This is a genomic window from Cryobacterium sp. TMT2-18-2 (genome assembly GCF_004402245.1).
GTDB lineage: Bacteria > Actinomycetota > Actinomycetes > Actinomycetales > Microbacteriaceae > Cryobacterium > Cryobacterium sandaracinum.
On sequence record NZ_SOFU01000036.1, the window covers coordinates 1 to 17,441 of the forward strand.

Sequence of the window (17,441 nt, forward strand, 5' to 3'; positions counted from 1 at the left end):
GCCCGGAGACGAGCGTCAGGCGCTCGAGTAGTTCTCCAGCGGTGCGGCAGCCCCGCTTCGCCGAGAGCTGCCCGGTGCCGAGCTCGGGCCGGCACCGGTCCGCGACCTCCGCCGCCACCGCCACCCGCAGCGCGTAGACTCGCCGGCCGAGGACCTCGACCGCCGCGGTCACCTGCAGCAGGCCGTCGTCGTCGAAGCCGCGCACCGCCGAACACCGCAGGAACTCCCCGAGCCCCGCCGCGAAATCGTGCACAAGCGTGACCGCCCGCGCCGCGCCGGACGGGCCGGGCGCGGCATCCGGTGCGAGGGTTTCGGTGAAGTTGTTCACAAGACCGAGTTTATCAGGAATCAGACACAGAGACGAGACTATATCAGGTTGTGGAGAAATAGAATTCGAAAGTATATCCCACCAAATCCAACCTGTTCGGCGCTTCCAGAGTCGCGGGCGCCCGAGATGAGTGAGTCCTAACCTCTCCGCAATGATCACCGAACTGGCCCGGGATACCCCGTCCTGGGGCGAGATCATGCGGCTAATCGACACCACCCCGGTGCCCTGCGGCAAGTCCCTGCCCACGCCATGCTCCGCCATGACCGACACCTGATCCAGCAGGGCCAAGTCATCATCGGCGATAAAGGGTTCGCCGGCCGCGAGTTCGAAGGGTTCACCACCAACGAACTCGGCGCGCACCTGATCCGACCCGACCGCAAGGACGAGAAGAAACGCTTCGGCAAACTCGGCGGAATGCGCCAGTGGGTCGAGTTGGACTTCGACACCCGCAAAGGCCAACTCGCCCTAGAAGTCCACGGCGCACGCACCATCCCGGGCCTTTACTCCCGCGTCGCCGGCCGACCAATCGCCCACGCAGACAGAAACTGGCACACCTGGCTCCTCGTAAGCCCCAACAAACGACCCCTCATCGCCTACGACCATTGAGACTCACTCAGTCCCTGAGGTTCGTCAAGTGCTTCTCGCAGCCGCACACGTCGCACTGGAACCAGATCTCTTCATCGGCCAGGGTGTCGGTTGTGACGGCCCGAGTTCGCATGTGTCCGGCGCACGCGCGCTGGCGGCATTCGGGATTGAAGTCCATCTATGGAGCGCTCTCTTTCGTGGGGACGACAGGTCCTCATTGACCGTGACGGTGACATTACTCCGATTTGGTTGCCGCGACCAGAACCGAGATGACGGAGGCGCTGCCGATCCGGACACGAAATGACCGGCCCGCGCGGGGCATCCGGTCCTGCGTGTTCCATGATAATTTCGCCTGACCATGTCAGACCTGCCTGCCGCATCCGCCGAATCCTCCCGGCCTGCCGAGCCGCCCGGGCCCCAGCGACCGCTCTCGCGGGTCGAGGTTGCCGACATCGCGGTTCGCCTGTTCCAGGAGCACGGCTATGAGGCCACGAGCACCGTGGACATCGCCGAGGCGGCCGGGGTCTCGCGCAGCACCTTCTTCCGGCAGTTCCGGTCCAAGGACGACGTGATCTTCGCCGACCACGACGAGCTGGTCGCCCGCATCGACGAGCACTTCGCTGCGACGCATTCGGATCCCTGGCTGGCCGTGTGCGAGGCCGCCGCCATGGTCTTCGAGCGGTTCCGCGAGCGTCTGGAGATCGTGCGCATCCGGGACCGGGTCCTGCGGGAGACCCCCGTGCTCCGGGACCGGGAGACCATCATGGCGATCCGGTATGAACGGATGTTCGCCAGCTACCTGCGCAGCACCGTGCCGGGTGTGCCGCCCCTGACTGCCATCCGCTTCGCGGCCGCCGTGACGGCCACCCACAACTTCGTGCTGCGGCGCTTGATCCGGGCGACAGACAGCGTCGGCCCGTATTCGCTGGCCGCCGAACTCACCGAGGTGCGACGGCTTTTCCATCTGGATGCCGCGGCGCCAGGTCCCGAGGCGCGACCCGCGGGCGACGTGGTCGTCGCCGTATTCCCGGCCGCCACGGATCCCACCGAACTGGCCCGCGCCATCGAGGAGCGGCTGCGCGCCCAGACGCACTCCTGCTGAGACTCAGTATCACTTGACCTGGGACTGAGTGTCAGATAGAACTTGTACCTGGGCATTTTCTGACCGGCGCACGAGGGAATTCATTCCCTGGTGCCGGACGACATCAGCCGATCGGGCCTGCCCGACTTCGCTGTCCTCCACGAAAGGGAAACCGTGCCCGACTACGACGTATCCAGGCCCCTCGACACCGATTACTACGGCGTATTCGCCGACGTACCTGAAGCTGACCGGGCCTTCTGGGACCGCGCCCGCAATTTCGCCACCGAGTCGCTGGACGAGTTGACGACCGCGTGGGACAAAGCCGACTACCCGCTGCACCTGGCCCGAAGACTCGGCGAGCTCGACCTCCTCACCGACGGTGTCGTCGGCCCCGGACTGAGCCCCATGTCGCCGCTCGCGGCCGGGCTCGTCAACATGGAGATCTCCCGCGGCGATGGCTCTATGGGTACCGTGGTCGCCGTGCAGGGCGGGCTGGCCCTGCGCAGCATCGCCCTGTTCGGCAGCCCGGAGCAGCAAGAACGCTGGCTGGTGCCGCTGGCCCGCGCCGAGAAACTTGGTGCCTTCGCCCTGACCGAACCCGACCATGGCTCGGACTCGGTCGGCCTGGAGACCACCGCACAGCGCGACGGCGACGAATGGGTGCTCAACGGCGAGAAGAAGTGGATCGGCAACGGCTCGGTCGGCGACGTGACGGTGGTCTGGGCTCGTGACGACGACGGCAATGTGCGCGGCTTCCTGGTGGAACAGGACACCCCCGGATATCACGGAGTGACGATCACCGGGAAGGGGTCCCTGCGCGCCATCCACCAGGCCCGGATCACCCTCACGGATGTGCGGATCCCGCTGGACGCCGTGCTGCCGGGCACCCACACGTTCAAGGACGCCTCCACGGTGCTCTTCGCGACCCGGCTCGGAGTGGCCTGGTCGGCCCTCGGCCACGCCACGGCGGTGTTCGAGGCGGCTCTGAACTACTCGACCCAGCGCATCCAGTTCGGTAAGCCGCTCGCCGGTTTCCAGCTCGTGCAGGAGCGCCTGACCATGATGCTGTCCCGGCTCACGTCAATGCAGCTGCACTGCGTGCGCCTGGCTGAGCTCGACGGCGCCGGTACGCTGCGCCCGATCCAGGCGTCGCTGGCGAAGTATCACAACACCAGGGCGGCGCGGGAGATCGCGTCGATGGCCCGTGACATGCTCGGTGGCAACGGCATCCTGCTCGAAAACCACATCATCCAGCACCTCGCCGACATCGAGTCGCTGCACACCTACGAGGGCACCGAAAGCGTGCAGTCGCTCCTGATCGGGCGGGACCTCACCGGGATCAGCGCCTTCCGCTGACCCGATTGCTCGGCTCAGGACTTGGTCGACCTGTGGTCGACGGATGTCGCCGTCGCGGCTCGGGCGGGTGTGGGTCAGGCGAGCAAAATGACCAATACTCGACATTGTGGAGACATTCGGCGTCTGCCAACGTACGCTGTGACACAATCACTCAGCCCGGCCGCACCGGAACGAGCCAGAGAACACGGGCAGCACTGCGCGCAACCGTCGTGGGGGACTCGGCCCGTGCGCCTGAACCAGGAACGCAGATCGATGACCGACAAACATCTCACCGACGATCAGCTGTTGCTCGAAACGGATTACACCAGCTACGCGAGCTCGTGCCGCGACCCGCACATCACCCCGACGAATGACCTCGTGGAATGCCGACGGCAGAGCGGCCACGACGACACGCACGCCACCAGGTCCGGCCTACGCGCCATCCGCTGGGCCGTGCCCGAGCCACACGCGGCCTAGCCGAGCACGCCTGACCCCGGCCCGCCCTGTCACACGCCCGTGCCCCGAACGAATTCGACGGAGATCATTCCCGAATCAATGCCAGAAACTCCGAAAAGTTCGTTTATATGCGTCACCCGGCCAAACGAGGGGTGGACGCCGCTACCCCGTAGGCTGAACGGGGCACGCTTAACCGAAATTCGACGTGCTCACGCTTGCTGAGCTGAGCTCGACGAAAAAAGGCCGAATATGACGCAGAACATTTCCGAACTTCCCCGCATCCGCGCGATGATCCGAAGCGACGGAACGGGAGAGCTCGTCATCGACGGTGTCAGCTCGCGCGTCACCGCCGCCGACGAGGCCGGCGTGCGCGAGGAAATCATCAACCGGGTCACGGATGCCGCGCGCGCGATCGATCGCGCGGTGCGCCTGACCGCGGAAGACGAGCAGGGCAAGTCGCCGTTGATCGTTCACCCGAACGGGGACGTGGAAGACGATGGGGCCTTCATCCCGACCTCCTCGGAACCAGGACCGGCATCGGAGCCGGTATCGACCGCGCCTGCTGCCGTCTCCGCCGCCGTCTCCGCAAGCGAGGACGTCGAACTGATCGCGCTGGTCGTGCCCGCCGAACAGCAGAAATCAGGTTTCGACACCGCCGAACTCCAGGCCGCCGGGCTCGATGACGCTGGGCTCGGCACGGCTGCGCTTGACACGGCAACGCTGAAGGAAGCCATGCGCGATGCCGATGTCATCCAGCAGATCGAACCGGCCCCGTCGGCACGGGCCCATGTCCCGCCCCTCACCGCGTTCGATGGCCTCGTCCTCGATCTCGACGCCGACACCGACGATGAGGACGACCAGGAGCAGGACCTCGCGGCCTCGCCCTTCTCCGCTCCCCGGGCCGCCACGAACCTCGTCGGCCCGGCACCGGTGCCGGGCGGCACGTTCGCCGAGGTGCCCGCCGACGACCCCTCGATCGCCTCCGCAGCGCTCGCCGGTGGTGGTCCGAACCTCGCGGACTTCATGAATTCCCGTCCGCCGCTCGTGGCAGGGCCTGCCCTTCTGGGCTGGCAGGGCACGGTGCGACGCCTCACCGGCGGACTCGTCTCCCCGGCCCCCGGAACCGGCGAGATGTCGCACCGCGCGGCGGTCGCGTCCGTGCAGCGCAGCCTGGTCGGCCCGCGCACCATCGTCGTGCTCAACCCGAAGGGCGGCGCGCACAAGACCACCGCGACCCTGCTCATCGCCGCGACCTTCGGCATCCATCGCGGCGGGTACACCCTCGCCTGGGACAACAACGAGACCATGGGCACCCTCGGCGTGCGGGCGCAGACCGCCGCCCACACCAACACCGCGGTCGACCTGCTGCGCGACCTCGACAACTTCGCCTATTCAAGCTCCGCCCGGGTCGGCGACCTCGACAACTACGTGCGCAACCAGGGTGACGCCCGGTTCGACGCGCTTGCCTCCGACCTCGACCCTGCCGGGGCCGCCAGTATCGACGACGTGGCCTTCGGCAAACTGCATGCCGCGCTCAGCCGGTTCTACCGGGTGCTGATCATCGACACCGGCAACAATATGCGGGCGTCCAACTGGGAGGCGGCCGTCGACGCGGCCGACCAGCTCGTCGTCGTCTCCACCATCCGCGAAGACACCGCGTATGGCGCGGCCTCGCTGCTCGACGGCCTGCGTCAGAAGGGCCACGCCGACAAGGTCGCGCAGGCGGTCACAATCCTGGCGTCACCGGCCAAGACGGCCGATCGTCACCTCTCCGTGCGGCTCCACGACCACTTCAGCAAGCTGACCCGCACCGTCGTGGACGTGCCGTATGACTCCGCCCTCGTGGCCGGGGGATCGCTGAACTACGACGCGCTCGCACCGCGCACCCGTGAAGCGTGGCTCGTTGCCACGGCCGCGATCGCCGAAGGTCTCTGACCCGGCGGCGTCCCGGTGTTGAGCCCGCCCGGCCGACAGTGTGCCAGCCGGGAGTCAGGCGGCACTGATGTCGGTCGGGCATACTGGCGAAGGCCCGAACGAATGCCATCGACTCAGATGCCCCGCGAACCAGTGTGTGCATCGAATCCTGCCGAACAGATCAGTGGTCGAAACGATCATTGTGAATAGATCACTGTCGAGAAGAAAGATCAGCGTGCGTAAACTTCCTGCCCTCATCTCCATAGCCACGGTTGCCGTGCTCGCCCTCGCCGGGTGCAGCGGGTCTCCCTCCGACAACACCGGAGCGGCGGGAATCGCTTGCGTCGATTCCGGCACGGCGTCGGAGGCCGTGAAGGTCTCCGGCAAGGCCGGCGCCGAGCCCAAAGTGAAATTCGAGTCGCCGCTGACCACGAAGGCCACCGAGGTCTCCGTCGTGACCGAGGGCAAGGGTGACGCCGTCAAGACCGACGACATCGTCGAACTGGGGTTCTCCGTCTACAACGCGAACACTGGCGAGAAGATGAACGCCGGCGGCTTCGGTGACGACCTCGGCGCTCCCATCACCCTGGCCAAGGACTCGAGTGTATTCCCGGCGCTGATGAAGGGTGTCGCGTGCGCGAACTACGGATCGCGCGTCGCGGTCGTGGCCCCGCCGGCTGACGCGTTCGGCGAGACCGGCAACGAGGAGCTTAAAGTCGGGGCCGAAGACAACATCATCTTCGTCATCGACGTTAAAAGCGAAATCCTCCCTCGCGCGAACGGCGAGGACCAGAAGCCGGAGGATGGCTTCCCGACTGTCAAGCTGGCCGAGGATGGCGCTCCGACCGTGACGATCCCGGAAACCGACGCTCCGACCGAGTTGAAGACCTCGGTTCTCAAGAAGGGTGACGGTGCCACAGTCGCCGAAGCGGACACCGTGGTCATGCACTACTCGGGCGTCGTCTGGTCCACTGGTGAGGTGTTCGACCAGACCTGGGGCAAGAGCGGTCCGACCCCGATCTCCCTGGCCGCCGTCGTTCCCGGCTTCGCCCAGGGTCTCGTTGGCCAGACGGTCGGCTCCCAGGTGATGATCGCGATTCCGCCGGAACTCGGCTACGGTGCCGAGGGCCAGCCCGACGCCGGCATCTCGGGTACCGACACGATCGTCTTCGTCGTCGACATCCTCGCCGCCGGTTAGCAGGCCGTTCGGCTGCGCTCGAACCGGCCGGTTATTTGGGACGGACGGCCGTCGTGCCGGGCGCATCCGTGCGTTCAGGTGTGGCGCTTGTCCGAGCCGGTCAACGCCCATAAAATGTTGATTTCGTGGCGCCGCTCGTTTCCCTCGTTTTTCCCCCGACCAGGCAGGGATGTCCCATGACCATCATTGAGGCCAGAGGTCTGACCAAGATGTACCGCTCCAAATCCGGACCGGTGCATGCGCTCGCCGGGCTGGACCTGTCCGTGCCGCGCGGGACCGTCAAGGCGCTGCTCGGCCCGAACGGTGCCGGTAAGACGACCGTCGTCAAGATGCTGACCACGCTGATCCGGCCGGACTCCGGCACCGCGTTCGTCGACGGCATCGACGTCGTCGCCGACCCCAAGGGCGTACGGCGCATTATCGGCGTTTCGGGACAGTACGCGGCCGTCGACGAGAACCTGACCGGTTTCGAGAACCTCGAGATGGTCGGTCGGCTGTACCACCTGGGCGGCGCCGAATCCCGGCGCCGGGCCAAGGAGCTGATCGACCTCTTCGAGCTGACCGCGGCCGGCAACCGCCCGGTCAAGGGCTTCTCCGGCGGGATGCGCCGCCGGATCGACCTGGCCGGGGCGCTGGTGATCAACCCGAAGGTGCTGTTCCTCGACGAGCCCACCACAGGGCTGGACCCGCGCAGCCGGATCGCGCTCTGGGCCGTCATCAAGCGCCTGGTCGCCGAAGGCACCACCGTGCTCCTCACCACCCAGTACCTCGAGGAGGCCGACCAGCTCGCGGACGACATCGTCGTCATCGACGACGGCCGGGTGATCGCAGAGGGCACGTCCGACCAGCTCAAGGCGCAGATCGGCGGCCACCGCCTCGAGGTGGCCCTGGTCGAGGCCGGCGACGGCGTGGCGGCCCGAGATATCCTCGCCCGTTACGGCTCGGGAGAACCGGCGATCACCAGCGACGGCCGCGGCCTCGAGGTCGCGGTGGTCGACGGGCCGCGGGCGCTGCAGCACGTGCTGGCGGCGCTGGGTGACGCGGACATCCGTCTGCACGACGCCGGCATGCGCCGGCCCACGCTCGACGACGTGTTCCTGAAACTCACCGGGCATAAGGCGGACAAGGCCGCCGGCCAGGCGGACGACGTGGAATTGGAGAAGTCGAAATGAGCTCCGCTGCCACCCTCCCCACCTGGAACCCGCTTTCGCTCTGGTACTCCGACGGCTGGACCGTCACCAAGCGCAACCTGATCAAGATCAAGCGCTCACCCGACATGCTCGTGTTCGCGGTGATCCAGCCGATCATGTTCGTGCTGCTGTTCAGCCAGGTTTACGCCGGGTCGATCTCCGTGGAAGGCACCGACTACGTCCAGTTCCTCATGGCGGGGATCTTCGCTCAAACCGTCGTGTTCGGGTCGACCTTCTCCGGCGCGGCGATGGCGCAGGACCTCAAGGAAGGGATCATCGACCGCTTCCGCAGCCTGCCCATGACCTCCTCCGCCGTGCTGATCGGACGCACCAACAGTGACCTGGTGTTGAACACGATCTCCATGGTGATCATGATGCTGACCGGGCTGCTCGTGGGCTGGCGGGTGAACTCTTCGGTGCCGGAATTCCTCGCCGGCGTGGGACTGCTACTGCTGTTCAGCTACTCTTTCAGCTGGGTGATGGCGCTGCTCGGCATGAGCGTGAAGACTCCCGAGGTCATCAACAACGCCTCCTTCCTGATCCTCTTCCCGCTGACCTTCATCTCGAACGCCTTCGTGCCCAGCGACACCTTGCCGACCCCGCTGCGCGTCTTCGCGGAGTGGAACCCGGTTTCGTCGCTGGTGCAGGCGGCACGGGAGCTGTTCGGCAACGAGGGCACAGCTCCGGTGCCCGACATCTGGACCATGCAGAACCCGATTGCCACGGTGCTGATCGGCACCACGGTCATGCTGGTCGTGTTCGTTCCGCTTTGCGTGCGCAAGTTCGCGTCCATCAGCTCCCGCTAGCAGGAGTCAGTGAATCCCCTGGAGAGTGCCCATGAGTGACCCCGTGCCGTTCCGCACCGATCGGCGCACCGGAGAGTTGCGCGCGCCCCGCAACACCGCGCCCGGCGGGGCCGGCCCCTGGGACGTGAAGCGCGTTCATCCGTCGCTCTACGGGCCTGCCAACGGGGACTGGGAGCTGATCGAGGTTCCGGCCCAGCGGTTCGTCGCCCTCGACGGGGCCGGCGACCCGGACACGGCGCCGGCCTACACCGAGGCCGTCGAGGCCCTCTACGCCATCGCCTACGCGGTCAAGTTCGCGGCCAAGCGTTCGCTCGGTCGCGAGATGGTCATCGCACCGCTCGAAGGTCTCTGGTACGCCGACGATGCCTCCGTCTTCACCGCCGGCGCGAAGGCGGAGTGGAAATGGACGCTGCTGATGAGCCAGCCGGACTGGGTGACGGATGCCTTCATCGCCGAGGCCACCACCGGCGCGCTCGCGAAGAAGAAGCTGTCCGCGCTCGCCCGGGCGCGGGTGGAGAGGCTCGACGAGGGGCTGTCGGCGCAGCTACTGCATGTCGGGCCCTACGCCGCCGAGGCACCCGCGCTCGCCCGCCTGCACGGGGAGTTCCTGGCAGGCAACGGGCTGCGGGTGAATGGCCGGCACCACGAGATCTATCTCGGCGACCCGCGCCGCGCCGCGCCCGCGAAGCTGAAGACGGTGTTGAGACAGCCGGTCGCGCCGGTCTGACCCGCGCCGGCCGGGCGGCGCCGCCTACTCCTGACGCTGGCCGAGGTCGGCCTGGATCAGGAGGGCGAACTCCCGCAACAGCACGGGGTCGACCTCGGCGGCGCGCCGGGGTTCCGAGTCGAACACGCACAGGACGCCGATCCGCTCGCCGGAGTCGGCCTCGATCGGGAAACCCGCGTAGAAGCGGGTCTGCTCCTGGCCCAGACGGGGCGGACGCGCGGTGAGCCGGTCGTCCAGGAGCACGTCGGAAACCACGAACGCTCCGGCCCCGCTCACGGCGAGGGCCGTGATCGACCCGGCCAACGAGTAGATGCGTGGAGTGAAGCCCACGCTCACCAGGTCCCAGAGCCGGTCGCCGTCGATGAGCGTCAGGGCGGCCGACCGGGTGCCGTAGGCGCTTCTGGCCAGGGCGACGATGTGGTCGCAGCGCATCTCGGTGTCGGCGGTGAGGATGCCCAGCCTGGCGACCGCCCGGCGGGGGGCAGGCGAGAGCGGCTCGGCACCCCACGCTTCCGCGGGGCCCTCGGCCGTTCCTCGGGAAGTTCCTCGGGCAGCAGCCAGGTACTCGGCATCGAGCGGTGGCGCCATCTTGTCGGCGAGGAGATTGGCCCACTGCACGTACTGCGCGGCCGTGCGCACCCGCCCCGGCGTTGAGGCGAGGGTTGCGGCCATGGGCACAAAGCAGCTCCGCTCCTGCCCCGCGCAGATCGCCGCGCTGGCCTCGTTCAGGCTGCGGGCGTGCTTCTCGGCCACGGAGCCCAGCCCGGAGTCGAAGGCTGCGATGGACCGGATCGGCTGCATGCCGAGCACGAAGATCCTGGTGCTGAGCGAGGACTCGTGCCGGATCCGGTCGAGCAGGGCGGACAGCTCGCGCTGCCAGACCAGGGCTGACAGGAGGGTGACGGCGTCGGTCGTACCGAGACTCACGACGACCGCGTCATAGCGCCAGAGTCCCAGCCCGTCGAGTTCGGCCTGCGATGTGCGGATGGTGACCAACGGGTTCGGGATGACGTCGACATCCGTGCCCCGCCCGGTGCGAGACGACAACGCCCGCGCCAGAGATCCGGGCAGGGCCACGTTGTGGCTGAGCACACCCCAGCCGACGGCCGGTCCGCTGCCGAAGAGGAGCACGCGGTCGCTGTCGGTTCCCGGGGAATGCGACTGAGGAGTGTCCCGGGGCCGCGGGATGTCGTCGTAGTCGCGCGTCACGGCGGCCGACCAGGCTCGCATCAGGGGTACCAGCACCCACCGCAGGAGTTGCGGCACGGAGGGCTACCGGCCGCCGCGGCGCTTGCCCGCCCGGGGGCTGGGGGTGTTGCGGGTGCGGCCCGGGGCGCTCGTCGCCTTCTTCGCCACGGCCGGCTTGGATTTCGCCGCCGCGACCCGCACGGCCTTCGCCGCTGCTTTGGCCTTGTCGGTCTTCTTCTCCTTTTTGACCTTTTCGGTGCCGGCGGGCAGCGAGTCGACCCGCGAACTGTCCTTCGTGCGGCCGCGCACGATGCCGATGAACTCCTCGACGTCTTCCGTGGTCTCACGGGAGAGCCAGGCCAGGGACACCTGGCTTTCGGCGACATCCTCGACCGGGCGCGAGACGACATCCTTCCGGCCGTATAGTCGGGCGATCGAATGGGGGACGATCAGGATGCCGACCCCGGCCGCGACCTGCGCCATCGCGTCGTCGAGGTCGCGCATGGCCGGGAGCGGGCGGCGGGTGCCGTTCTTGATCTCGGTGGCCACGAGGCGCCACTCGGGCACATCGTCGGGGTCCTGCAGCAGGTGTTCTTCGGCCAGGTCGGCGACCAGCACGCTGTCGGCGTCGGCGATGAAGTGGTCTTTGGCCGCGACGACCACCGGGATCTCCCGGTAGAGGGCGATCAGGCTGAGATCGGTCTCATCGACGGGTAGGCGGACCAGGCTGACCTGGGCGCGGCCGTCGCGCAGCACCTCGTCCTGTTCGGACGGGTCGGTGCGGAAGACCTCGAGTGGCTGGTCGGGGCGTCGATCGGCCCAGGTGCGGGTCCACTTGGTGGGGGTCACACCGGCGACGAAGGCAAGGGAAAAGGTCACCGGCATCCTTTCTCGTGATGGCACTGCGAACGGAGATCCGTGGGGAGCGGCTGTCTCTCAGGCTATGCGGGTGCTCTCAGGCTATACGCTTGACTGATGAGCGAGAAGAAGACCCAGACCATGAAGCCCGCCACGGCGGCCCAGAAGCTCGGGATTCTGCTCGAAGCAGCCCCGGAAGAATTCCAGAGCGCGCCCGTGTCGCGTACCGAACTGGCCGCGCTCGAAGCGAAACCGCCGGCCTGGCTGGTCGAACTGCGGGCGAACGGCCCGCATCCCAAGCAGGTCGTCGCCGCCAAGCTCGGCGTCTCGATCTCCGGCCTCGTGCGCGGCGCCGTGACGGAGCCGCTCACCTCCGCCGAGATTCAGGCTCTGCTGCAGCAGCCGCCAGCCTGGCTCGTGACCGAGCGCGCCACCCAGTATGAGGTGCGCGAGGAGCAGATCCGGGTCAAAGACCGCGACGCCGAGCGCGCCCGCAAGATCGCTCACGTCGCCCGCCAGGCAGCCCAGAACGAGAAGGCCGGTCGCGGCCGCTAGCGCCGCCGGCCCGCAAGCACGTCGCTCCCTCCCCGTCGTCTCACCAATTCGACGGAGGTTTTGCTCGTAGGACGTCGATTCCGGCTGCGGGAGACGCTGCTGTGTCGGGTGTCGGGTGCGGGGTACCTAGGCGTCGTACTGCGCGCGCAGGAACGTGACGATCTCGCCCAGTTCGGCCTGCGAAATGGAATGGCCCATGCCTTCGTAGATGCGCTCGGTGAGTGTGGAGTGTTCGGGAAGCCAGGCCCGGGTGCGGTCGACGGCATCCTGCGGGATGACCGGGTCGGCCGTGCCGCGACCCCAGAAGACCGGCAGGCGCCGCTCCCGCAGGCGCTCGTCACCAGTGTGCTCGCTGCGCCCCACAAAACCGGACAGTTGCACCGCGAACGCGAACCGGTCGGGTGCCTGCCGCAGCAGCTGCAGCGCCATCGCCCCACCCTGCGAAAAGCCGAGTAGTCCGACGGACCCGGGCTGCTCGGGAAGGCCGTCCAGCCATTCGAGCACCCCGGCGGCGGCGGCATCCAGAGCGTCGGCGCTCGGCGAGCCCGGGTTGACCTTGGCGCCGGCGGCCCCGATCGGGAACCAGGCCCAGCCCGGACCGGCCGGGAGCGGGGCCCGCAGCGCGGCGATCACCGGATGCAGCGGCAGGTGTGGCGCCAGCGAGAAGAGATCCCCCTCGTGCGAACCGTAGCCGTGCAGAATCAGCAGAAGCGGTCGCCCGGCGCGGTCAGCGCCAGACGCGCTCCACAGCACGGCATCCGGGTCGATGGGCTCGGCGCACGCGGCGGCGCCGACGATGCTGCTCTCGGTGGAGGCGTCGCCGCCGGGATTGGTTTCGTTCGGGCCCATGGTGGTCCTCCTGTTCGAGGTCGACACCGGGAAACGCCGACGGGTCAATCTTTCCACTTCCGGGGACGCGGCAAAATCGGTCGGCATCCGTCGTACCCCGTGCACAACTCCGGCGATCCGCTGCGAGAAGCCGGAAGGATGCCCGTACTTCCGGGAACCGTGCCACCGCTCCGCCGAGTTGCAGGAGTCATGCACACCACCGGCTGGTACTTCCCCCGTGGCGGCGGCATCCGCGGCCCCCCCCGTGGCCAACTCAGAAGATTCCGGGAGCGGCGGGCGCACCCCCCGCAGACTTCCGCGTGGTGCCGCGTAGTTCCGCGAGGCGGCCGCGCCAGTCACCCGTTTCTCCTGAGTTAGCCTCACCGCACTCGCACCGCCTGGCCTGCCCCGGCCGGCCCGGGCATCCATCACCCTGCTCGACCGGCGGCGGATGTCCCGGTCGGCTGGTCCGCCGTCTCGCCCCGCGCCGCCGGAGTGAGCCCCGCGAGGTGGCTGGTCGCCCGACAGAGACGGCCGGCGAACCCCAGTCCGATGTTGTGGGGGACTGCGCCGGCCCGGGCCACCCGGTCGATGAATCCGGCGAAGAGAGCGAGGCCGAAGGAGATCCCCGCGGGGGTGAGGCGCATGGCCGCGCCGTTGGTCGTGCCGTCGGTCGTGCCGAAGCACCCGGCCTCGAAGGATGACTCACCGGATCGCAGGCGCTCGAGCGTCGTCGAGGGTCCGAGCAGATCGAGTGAGCCGCGCGCCCGCACCCGCACCACTTAGTCGAGAAGCCGCTTCGCGAAGACGCCGGGGTCGCTTTGGCCGTGACAATCGATCAGGAGCGGGCCAGCAGACTGGCCCGCTCCGTGTCATCCGTGATCGACCCGGCGGGCCACCCGACGGCGATCGGCGGGTGCGGTCCGGGGTCCCGAAAACCTCTCAGTGGCACCGTAGTCGGCCTCGATCTGGGTCCGGGACAGGTCCTGCGTCGGCATCCCGAGTGCATCGCCGAGGTCTAGCCGGTGACGGCGCCCAGTGCGCGGACGTGGCCCGCCGCCGCAGTTCTCTGCCCCACCACGCGCAGGCCGTAGCCGCACGCGCGCCGGGCCACGCCCGTTCCGTCCGATCCGCAGCGGGGCGCCCATGGCGTATCCGGGCGCAGGGTACGACAGAATAGCCTCATGAGCGTGCGCACCCCTGACCCCGATCCGGACTGGACGCCTGGCCCCGAGGGCGCGGGGCCACCCCACACCAACCCGGGCTGGCTGAGCGACGTCGAGCTGGCCGAAGTCCGGCGCCGACTTCCGATCCTTTACATCGAGGCGGTGCCCGTGCGCGTCGACGGCCTCGGTCAGGTCGTGGAGGTCGGCGTGCTCCTGCGCGCCCGGTCGACCGGCGAGATGACCCGGATGCTCGTGTCCGGTCGCGTTCTCTACGGCGAGACCCTGCGCGACGCCCTCTTCCGGCATCTCGAGAAGGATCTCGGCCCGATGGCCTTCCCACAGCTGCCGATGAGCCCGGTGCCGTTCACGGTGGCCGAATACTTCCCGATGCCGGGCATCACCGCGTTCACGGATGACCGCCAGCACGCCGTCTCGATGGCCTACGTCGTTCCCGTCACCGGCACCTGCGACCCGCGCCAGGACGCCCTCGAACTGACCTGGATGACCCCCAAGGAGGCTGCCTCCGACGCGGTGGCAGCCGAGATGGAGGGTGGGCGCGGGGCGCTGCTGCGCATGGCGCTCGCCTCGGTCGGCCAGCTGCGCTAAGCCGCCTGATGGCGGCCCGATCCTGCGGGCCGCCGCTGCGAGCTACTCGGTCGTGACGAGTGACAGCCGACGTGCGAGCGAGCGCGGTCGCACCAGGCGCACTTCGTGGAGCTGTTCGCCGAGCACTTCCTGATCCTGCTCGTGGCCGTCGGGGGCGTAGCCGTTGCGCTTGTAGAACGAGTGCGCCCGGGGGTTGTTTTCGGCGACCCACAGGTAGGACGGGCCCTCGTCGACGACCGCGTCGAAGAGCTGCTGGCCGATGCCGGTGCCGTGGTAGGCGTCGAGCAGGTAGATGAAGTAGAGCTCCATCGGGGCCGGCTTGTCGGCGTCGCGGGACGGCCCGCTGCCGGCGAATCCGACGATCTCGCCGTCGACGAGGGCCGCAACCTGGCGGTGGTTCGGTCCCTGGGCGCTGAACCGGCGCCACATGGCGGCCAGTCGTGCGGGCTGCAGCTGCTCGAGGGCGGCCTCGCTGAGCAACTGGTCGTAGGTTTCGTGCCAGCAGGTGGCATGCACGCGGCCGAGGCTGTCGGCATCCGCTTCTGCGACGGGACGAAGTACTGCTGTGGTGGCCATGACCCGAGACTAGCTCAGCCGCAGGCACCCGGTTGACGCTGCCGGGTTCTACCCGTGGTCGCTGCACCGACGGCTCCCGTCCGACCCGCGACTTCCCGGTCTATGGCTGCTCCAGACCCTGCCGATGAGTCGGATAACAAGTGGTTAACTCCTGAGATCTGGTGGCGCCATGGTACGGCGCCACGTGATTCCGGGGCCGAGCATCCGTCACGGACATGTTTCTCCTGAGTTGGCCACAACGCAGAACGGGCCGGCCTCGGGAGAGGCCGGCCCGTTCACCGGGGAACTAACGTGCAGATGCTGCCGAGCGACTAGCCCTGCGCGCGGCGCGGGGCCGAGCGACGAGCGCCGCCGGTGGCACCGGCGCCGCGCACGAGGCCCCCGACCTGGAGGCCGCCGGAGCGACCACCCTGGGCCGGGCGGCTCTGGGCGTTGCCCGATCCCTGGCCGCGACCGGATGCCGCGGGGCGGCCCGAACGCTCCTGGCGCGCTCCGCCGGCGGGTGCCACTGCGTCGCTGCCGCGGTGTCCGCGGTTGCCGCGTGCTCCACTGGCGCGGGCGCCGGAGTCACGGGCGCCGGAGTCGCGCTCATCGCGGTTGACGCGCTTGCGCTGGGCGTTGGAGCCCTGTGAGCGACCGCCCTGGGACTGGCCGTGCGGCTGCTCCACGCGGGGGAGCGGCTTGACGTACGCTGCGACGTCGCCGACGAGGGCGTCCACGGCGGGGGAGGACGCGGTCACGCGCTGCGGGGTCACCTTGATGGCGGCCTTGCGCAGCAGCGCGTCGGTGTCGCGGCGCTGTTCGGGGAGAACCAGAGTCACGACGTCACCGGCGCTGCCGGCGCGGGCCGTCCGGCCCGAGCGGTGCAGGTACGCCTTGTGCTCGGCCGGCGGGTCGACGTGGATGACGAGTTCGATGTCGTCGACGTGCACGCCGCGGGCCGCGACATCCGTGGCGACGAGAACCTTCACGTCGCCGGCGCTGAACGCGGCGAGGTTACGGTCACGGGCCACCTGTGAGAGGTTGCCGTGCAGATCGACGGAAGGGATCCCGGCGTCGGTGAGCGATTTGGCGAGCTTCTTGGCCTGGTGCTTGGTGCGCATGAAGAGGATGCGCCGGCCGGAACCGCTCGCGAGCTTCTCGACAAGCGCCTTCTTCGATTCGACGCCGTCGATCTCGAAGACGTGGTGCGTCATCGCGGAGACGTGGCTGTTGGCCTCGTCGACCGAGTGCATGACCTCGTTGTGCAGGAAACGGCGCACGATCTTGTCCACCCCGTTGTCGAGCGTGGCCGAGAACAGCAGGCGCTGGCCGCTGCTGGGCGTCTTGTCCATGATGCGCGTGACGACGGGCAGGAAGCCCAGGTCCGCCATGTGGTCTGCCTCGTCGAGCACGGTGATCTCAACGGCGTCCAGGCTGATGAAGCCCTGCTTCATGAGGTCCTCGAGGCGACCCGGGCAGGCCACGACGATGTCGACGCCGGCCTTGAGTGCGGAGACCTGACGGCCCTGCGAGACGCCACCGAAGATTGTGGTGGTGTTGAGACCGTACGCCTCGGCCAGCGGCGTGAGCGCGTTGGTGATCTGCGTGGCCAGTTCGCGGGTCGGGGCGAGAATGAGGCCGAGCGGGCGGCCCGGACGACGTCGGCCGCCGGCGAGCTTGCCGCCGAGGCGCGACACCATGGGCAGTGCGAACGCGAGGGTCTTGCCGGAGCCGGTTTTGCCGCGGCCGAGCACGTCGCGGCCGTTGAGGGTGTCGGGCAGCGTGTCCACCTGGATCGGGAACGGGCTGTCGATGCCCTGCTCGGTCAGGATGGCAACGAGAGGGGCTGGCACGCCAAGCGCGCTAAAGGAAGTTTCAGACAAAGTGGTGCCTTTCGGGCATCAGATTCCCCAGGCATCCGTTCCGCACGGGCGGCAACTCGGAGCCTCAGAGGTTTCACATGGCGAAGGTGCCGATGGGCACATCCGTTCGCCGTAAGAAGGTTTGATTCGAAAAATCGGGCCGGCCCGGGTGGGCTGCCGCAATAAGAAGAGGGCGTTCT

Annotated in this window: 17 protein-coding genes and 1 pseudogene; 11 read left to right on the forward strand and 7 right to left on the reverse strand. The window is 68.3% G+C overall.

Features of this window, described 5'->3' with window-relative positions:
* Positions 1–328 (reverse strand): hypothetical protein (locus tag E3O22_RS11100; RefSeq protein ID WP_370448475.1); only part of this gene is annotated, 328 nt, incomplete at its 3' end.
* Between the two features lie 136 nt (positions 329–464).
* On the opposite strand from E3O22_RS11100, the pseudogene E3O22_RS11105 reads away from it, so the two are divergent.
* The 9 genes and pseudogenes from E3O22_RS11105 to E3O22_RS11145 form a co-directional block, all read left to right on the forward strand.
* A pseudogene (locus E3O22_RS11105) lies at positions 465–934 on the forward strand (IS982 family transposase); the annotation flags it as partial.
* Between the two features lie 337 nt (positions 935–1,271).
* Positions 1,272–2,015 (forward strand): TetR/AcrR family transcriptional regulator, encoded by a 744-nt coding sequence (locus E3O22_RS11110; RefSeq protein WP_134395170.1) that lies wholly within the window; start codon positions 1,272–1,274, stop codon positions 2,013–2,015.
* A 153-nt stretch (positions 2,016–2,168) separates the two neighbouring features.
* Entirely contained in the window at positions 2,169–3,350 is a 1,182-nt protein-coding gene (locus E3O22_RS11115; protein ID WP_134395169.1) for an acyl-CoA dehydrogenase family protein, read from the forward strand.
* A 252-nt stretch (positions 3,351–3,602) separates the two neighbouring features.
* The gene (locus E3O22_RS11120) at positions 3,603–3,806 is read left to right on the forward strand and encodes a hypothetical protein (RefSeq protein WP_104171714.1); all 204 of its coding nucleotides are present in this window, start codon (positions 3,603–3,605) and stop codon (positions 3,804–3,806) included.
* A 228-nt stretch (positions 3,807–4,034) separates the two neighbouring features.
* The gene (locus tag E3O22_RS11125; RefSeq protein WP_134395168.1) at positions 4,035–5,720 is read left to right on the forward strand and encodes a chromosome partitioning protein; all 1,686 of its coding nucleotides are present in this window, start codon (positions 4,035–4,037) and stop codon (positions 5,718–5,720) included.
* Positions 5,721–5,934: 214 nt separating this feature from the next.
* Positions 5,935–6,897: an FKBP-type peptidyl-prolyl cis-trans isomerase gene (locus tag E3O22_RS11130; RefSeq protein WP_134397946.1), complete on the forward strand. Its 963-nt coding sequence runs from the start codon at positions 5,935–5,937 to the stop codon at positions 6,895–6,897.
* Positions 6,898–7,073: 176 nt separating this feature from the next.
* On the forward strand, positions 7,074–8,069 hold the full coding sequence (locus tag E3O22_RS11135; protein ID WP_134395166.1) for an ATP-binding cassette domain-containing protein: 996 nt from the start codon (positions 7,074–7,076) through the stop codon (positions 8,067–8,069).
* A complete protein-coding gene (locus E3O22_RS11140) occupies positions 8,066–8,893 on the forward strand; it encodes an ABC transporter permease (protein ID WP_134395165.1) in 828 nt (275 codons plus the stop codon). The genes E3O22_RS11135 and E3O22_RS11140 overlap by 4 nt, the downstream gene beginning before the upstream one ends.
* Before the next feature lie 31 nt (positions 8,894–8,924).
* Entirely contained in the window at positions 8,925–9,620 is a 696-nt protein-coding gene (locus E3O22_RS11145) for a GyrI-like domain-containing protein (protein ID WP_134395164.1), read from the forward strand.
* A gap of 24 nt (positions 9,621–9,644) precedes the next feature.
* Here the strand turns inward: E3O22_RS11145 and E3O22_RS11150 are convergent, their stop codons facing one another.
* Together E3O22_RS11150 and E3O22_RS11155 are read right to left on the reverse strand one after the other, a co-directional pair.
* Positions 9,645–10,886 (reverse strand): GAF domain-containing protein, encoded by a 1,242-nt coding sequence (locus tag E3O22_RS11150; RefSeq protein WP_134395163.1) that lies wholly within the window; start codon positions 10,884–10,886, stop codon positions 9,645–9,647.
* Between the two features lie 6 nt (positions 10,887–10,892).
* Positions 10,893–11,687: a LysR substrate-binding domain-containing protein gene (locus tag E3O22_RS11155; RefSeq protein ID WP_198410605.1), complete on the reverse strand. Its 795-nt coding sequence runs from the start codon at positions 11,685–11,687 to the stop codon at positions 10,893–10,895.
* Between the two features lie 96 nt (positions 11,688–11,783).
* Between E3O22_RS11155 and E3O22_RS11160 the strand changes: the two genes are divergently transcribed.
* Complete coding sequence (locus E3O22_RS11160; RefSeq protein ID WP_174720118.1) at positions 11,784–12,221, forward strand: DUF5997 family protein; 438 nt, start codon at positions 11,784–11,786, stop codon at positions 12,219–12,221.
* A gap of 126 nt (positions 12,222–12,347) precedes the next feature.
* Here the strand turns inward: E3O22_RS11160 and E3O22_RS11165 are convergent, their stop codons facing one another.
* Both E3O22_RS11165 and E3O22_RS11170 read right to left on the reverse strand, forming a co-directional pair.
* Complete coding sequence (locus tag E3O22_RS11165; RefSeq protein WP_134395161.1) at positions 12,348–13,070, reverse strand: alpha/beta hydrolase; 723 nt, start codon at positions 13,068–13,070, stop codon at positions 12,348–12,350.
* Positions 13,071–13,477: 407 nt separating this feature from the next.
* Positions 13,478–13,822 carry a hypothetical protein gene (locus E3O22_RS11170; RefSeq protein ID WP_134395160.1) on the reverse strand — a complete coding sequence of 115 codons (345 nt, stop codon included), beginning with the start codon at positions 13,820–13,822 and terminating at the stop codon, positions 13,478–13,480.
* Between the two features lie 411 nt (positions 13,823–14,233).
* On the opposite strand from E3O22_RS11170, the gene E3O22_RS11175 reads away from it, so the two are divergent.
* Positions 14,234–14,821 carry an NUDIX hydrolase family protein gene (locus tag E3O22_RS11175; RefSeq protein ID WP_134395159.1) on the forward strand — a complete coding sequence of 196 codons (588 nt, stop codon included), beginning with the start codon at positions 14,234–14,236 and terminating at the stop codon, positions 14,819–14,821.
* A 42-nt stretch (positions 14,822–14,863) separates the two neighbouring features.
* Here the strand turns inward: E3O22_RS11175 and E3O22_RS11180 are convergent, their stop codons facing one another.
* Both E3O22_RS11180 and E3O22_RS11185 read right to left on the reverse strand, forming a co-directional pair.
* Entirely contained in the window at positions 14,864–15,397 is a 534-nt protein-coding gene (locus E3O22_RS11180) for a GNAT family N-acetyltransferase (protein ID WP_104101003.1), read from the reverse strand.
* A gap of 311 nt (positions 15,398–15,708) precedes the next feature.
* On the reverse strand, positions 15,709–17,262 hold the full coding sequence (locus tag E3O22_RS11185) for a DEAD/DEAH box helicase (RefSeq protein WP_134395158.1): 1,554 nt from the start codon (positions 17,260–17,262) through the stop codon (positions 15,709–15,711).
* Between the last annotated feature and the right edge of the window lie 179 nt (positions 17,263–17,441).

Bases quoted from the DNA above. Each gene is read 5' to 3' on its own strand.
- E3O22_RS11120 (WP_104171714.1), top strand. From the start codon at position 3,603: ATGACCGACAAACATCTCACCGACGATCAGCTGTTGCTCGAAACGGAT.
- E3O22_RS11145 (WP_134395164.1), top strand. From the start codon at position 8,925: ATGAGTGACCCCGTGCCGTTCCGCACCGATCGGCGCACCGGAGAGTTG.
- E3O22_RS11160 (WP_174720118.1), top strand. From the start codon at position 11,784: ATGAGCGAGAAGAAGACCCAGACCATGAAGCCCGCCACGGCGGCCCAG.
- E3O22_RS11125 (WP_134395168.1), top strand. From the start codon at position 4,035: ATGACGCAGAACATTTCCGAACTTCCCCGCATCCGCGCGATGATCCGA.
- E3O22_RS11110 (WP_134395170.1), top strand. From the start codon at position 1,272: ATGTCAGACCTGCCTGCCGCATCCGCCGAATCCTCCCGGCCTGCCGAG.
- E3O22_RS11140 (WP_134395165.1), top strand. From the start codon at position 8,066: ATGAGCTCCGCTGCCACCCTCCCCACCTGGAACCCGCTTTCGCTCTGG.
- E3O22_RS11135 (WP_134395166.1), top strand. From the start codon at position 7,074: ATGACCATCATTGAGGCCAGAGGTCTGACCAAGATGTACCGCTCCAAA.
- E3O22_RS11165 (WP_134395161.1), bottom strand. From the start codon at position 13,070: ATGGGCCCGAACGAAACCAATCCCGGCGGCGACGCCTCCACCGAGAGC.
- E3O22_RS11175 (WP_134395159.1), top strand. From the start codon at position 14,234: ATGAGCGTGCGCACCCCTGACCCCGATCCGGACTGGACGCCTGGCCCC.
- E3O22_RS11180 (WP_104101003.1), bottom strand. From the start codon at position 15,397: ATGGCCACCACAGCAGTACTTCGTCCCGTCGCAGAAGCGGATGCCGAC.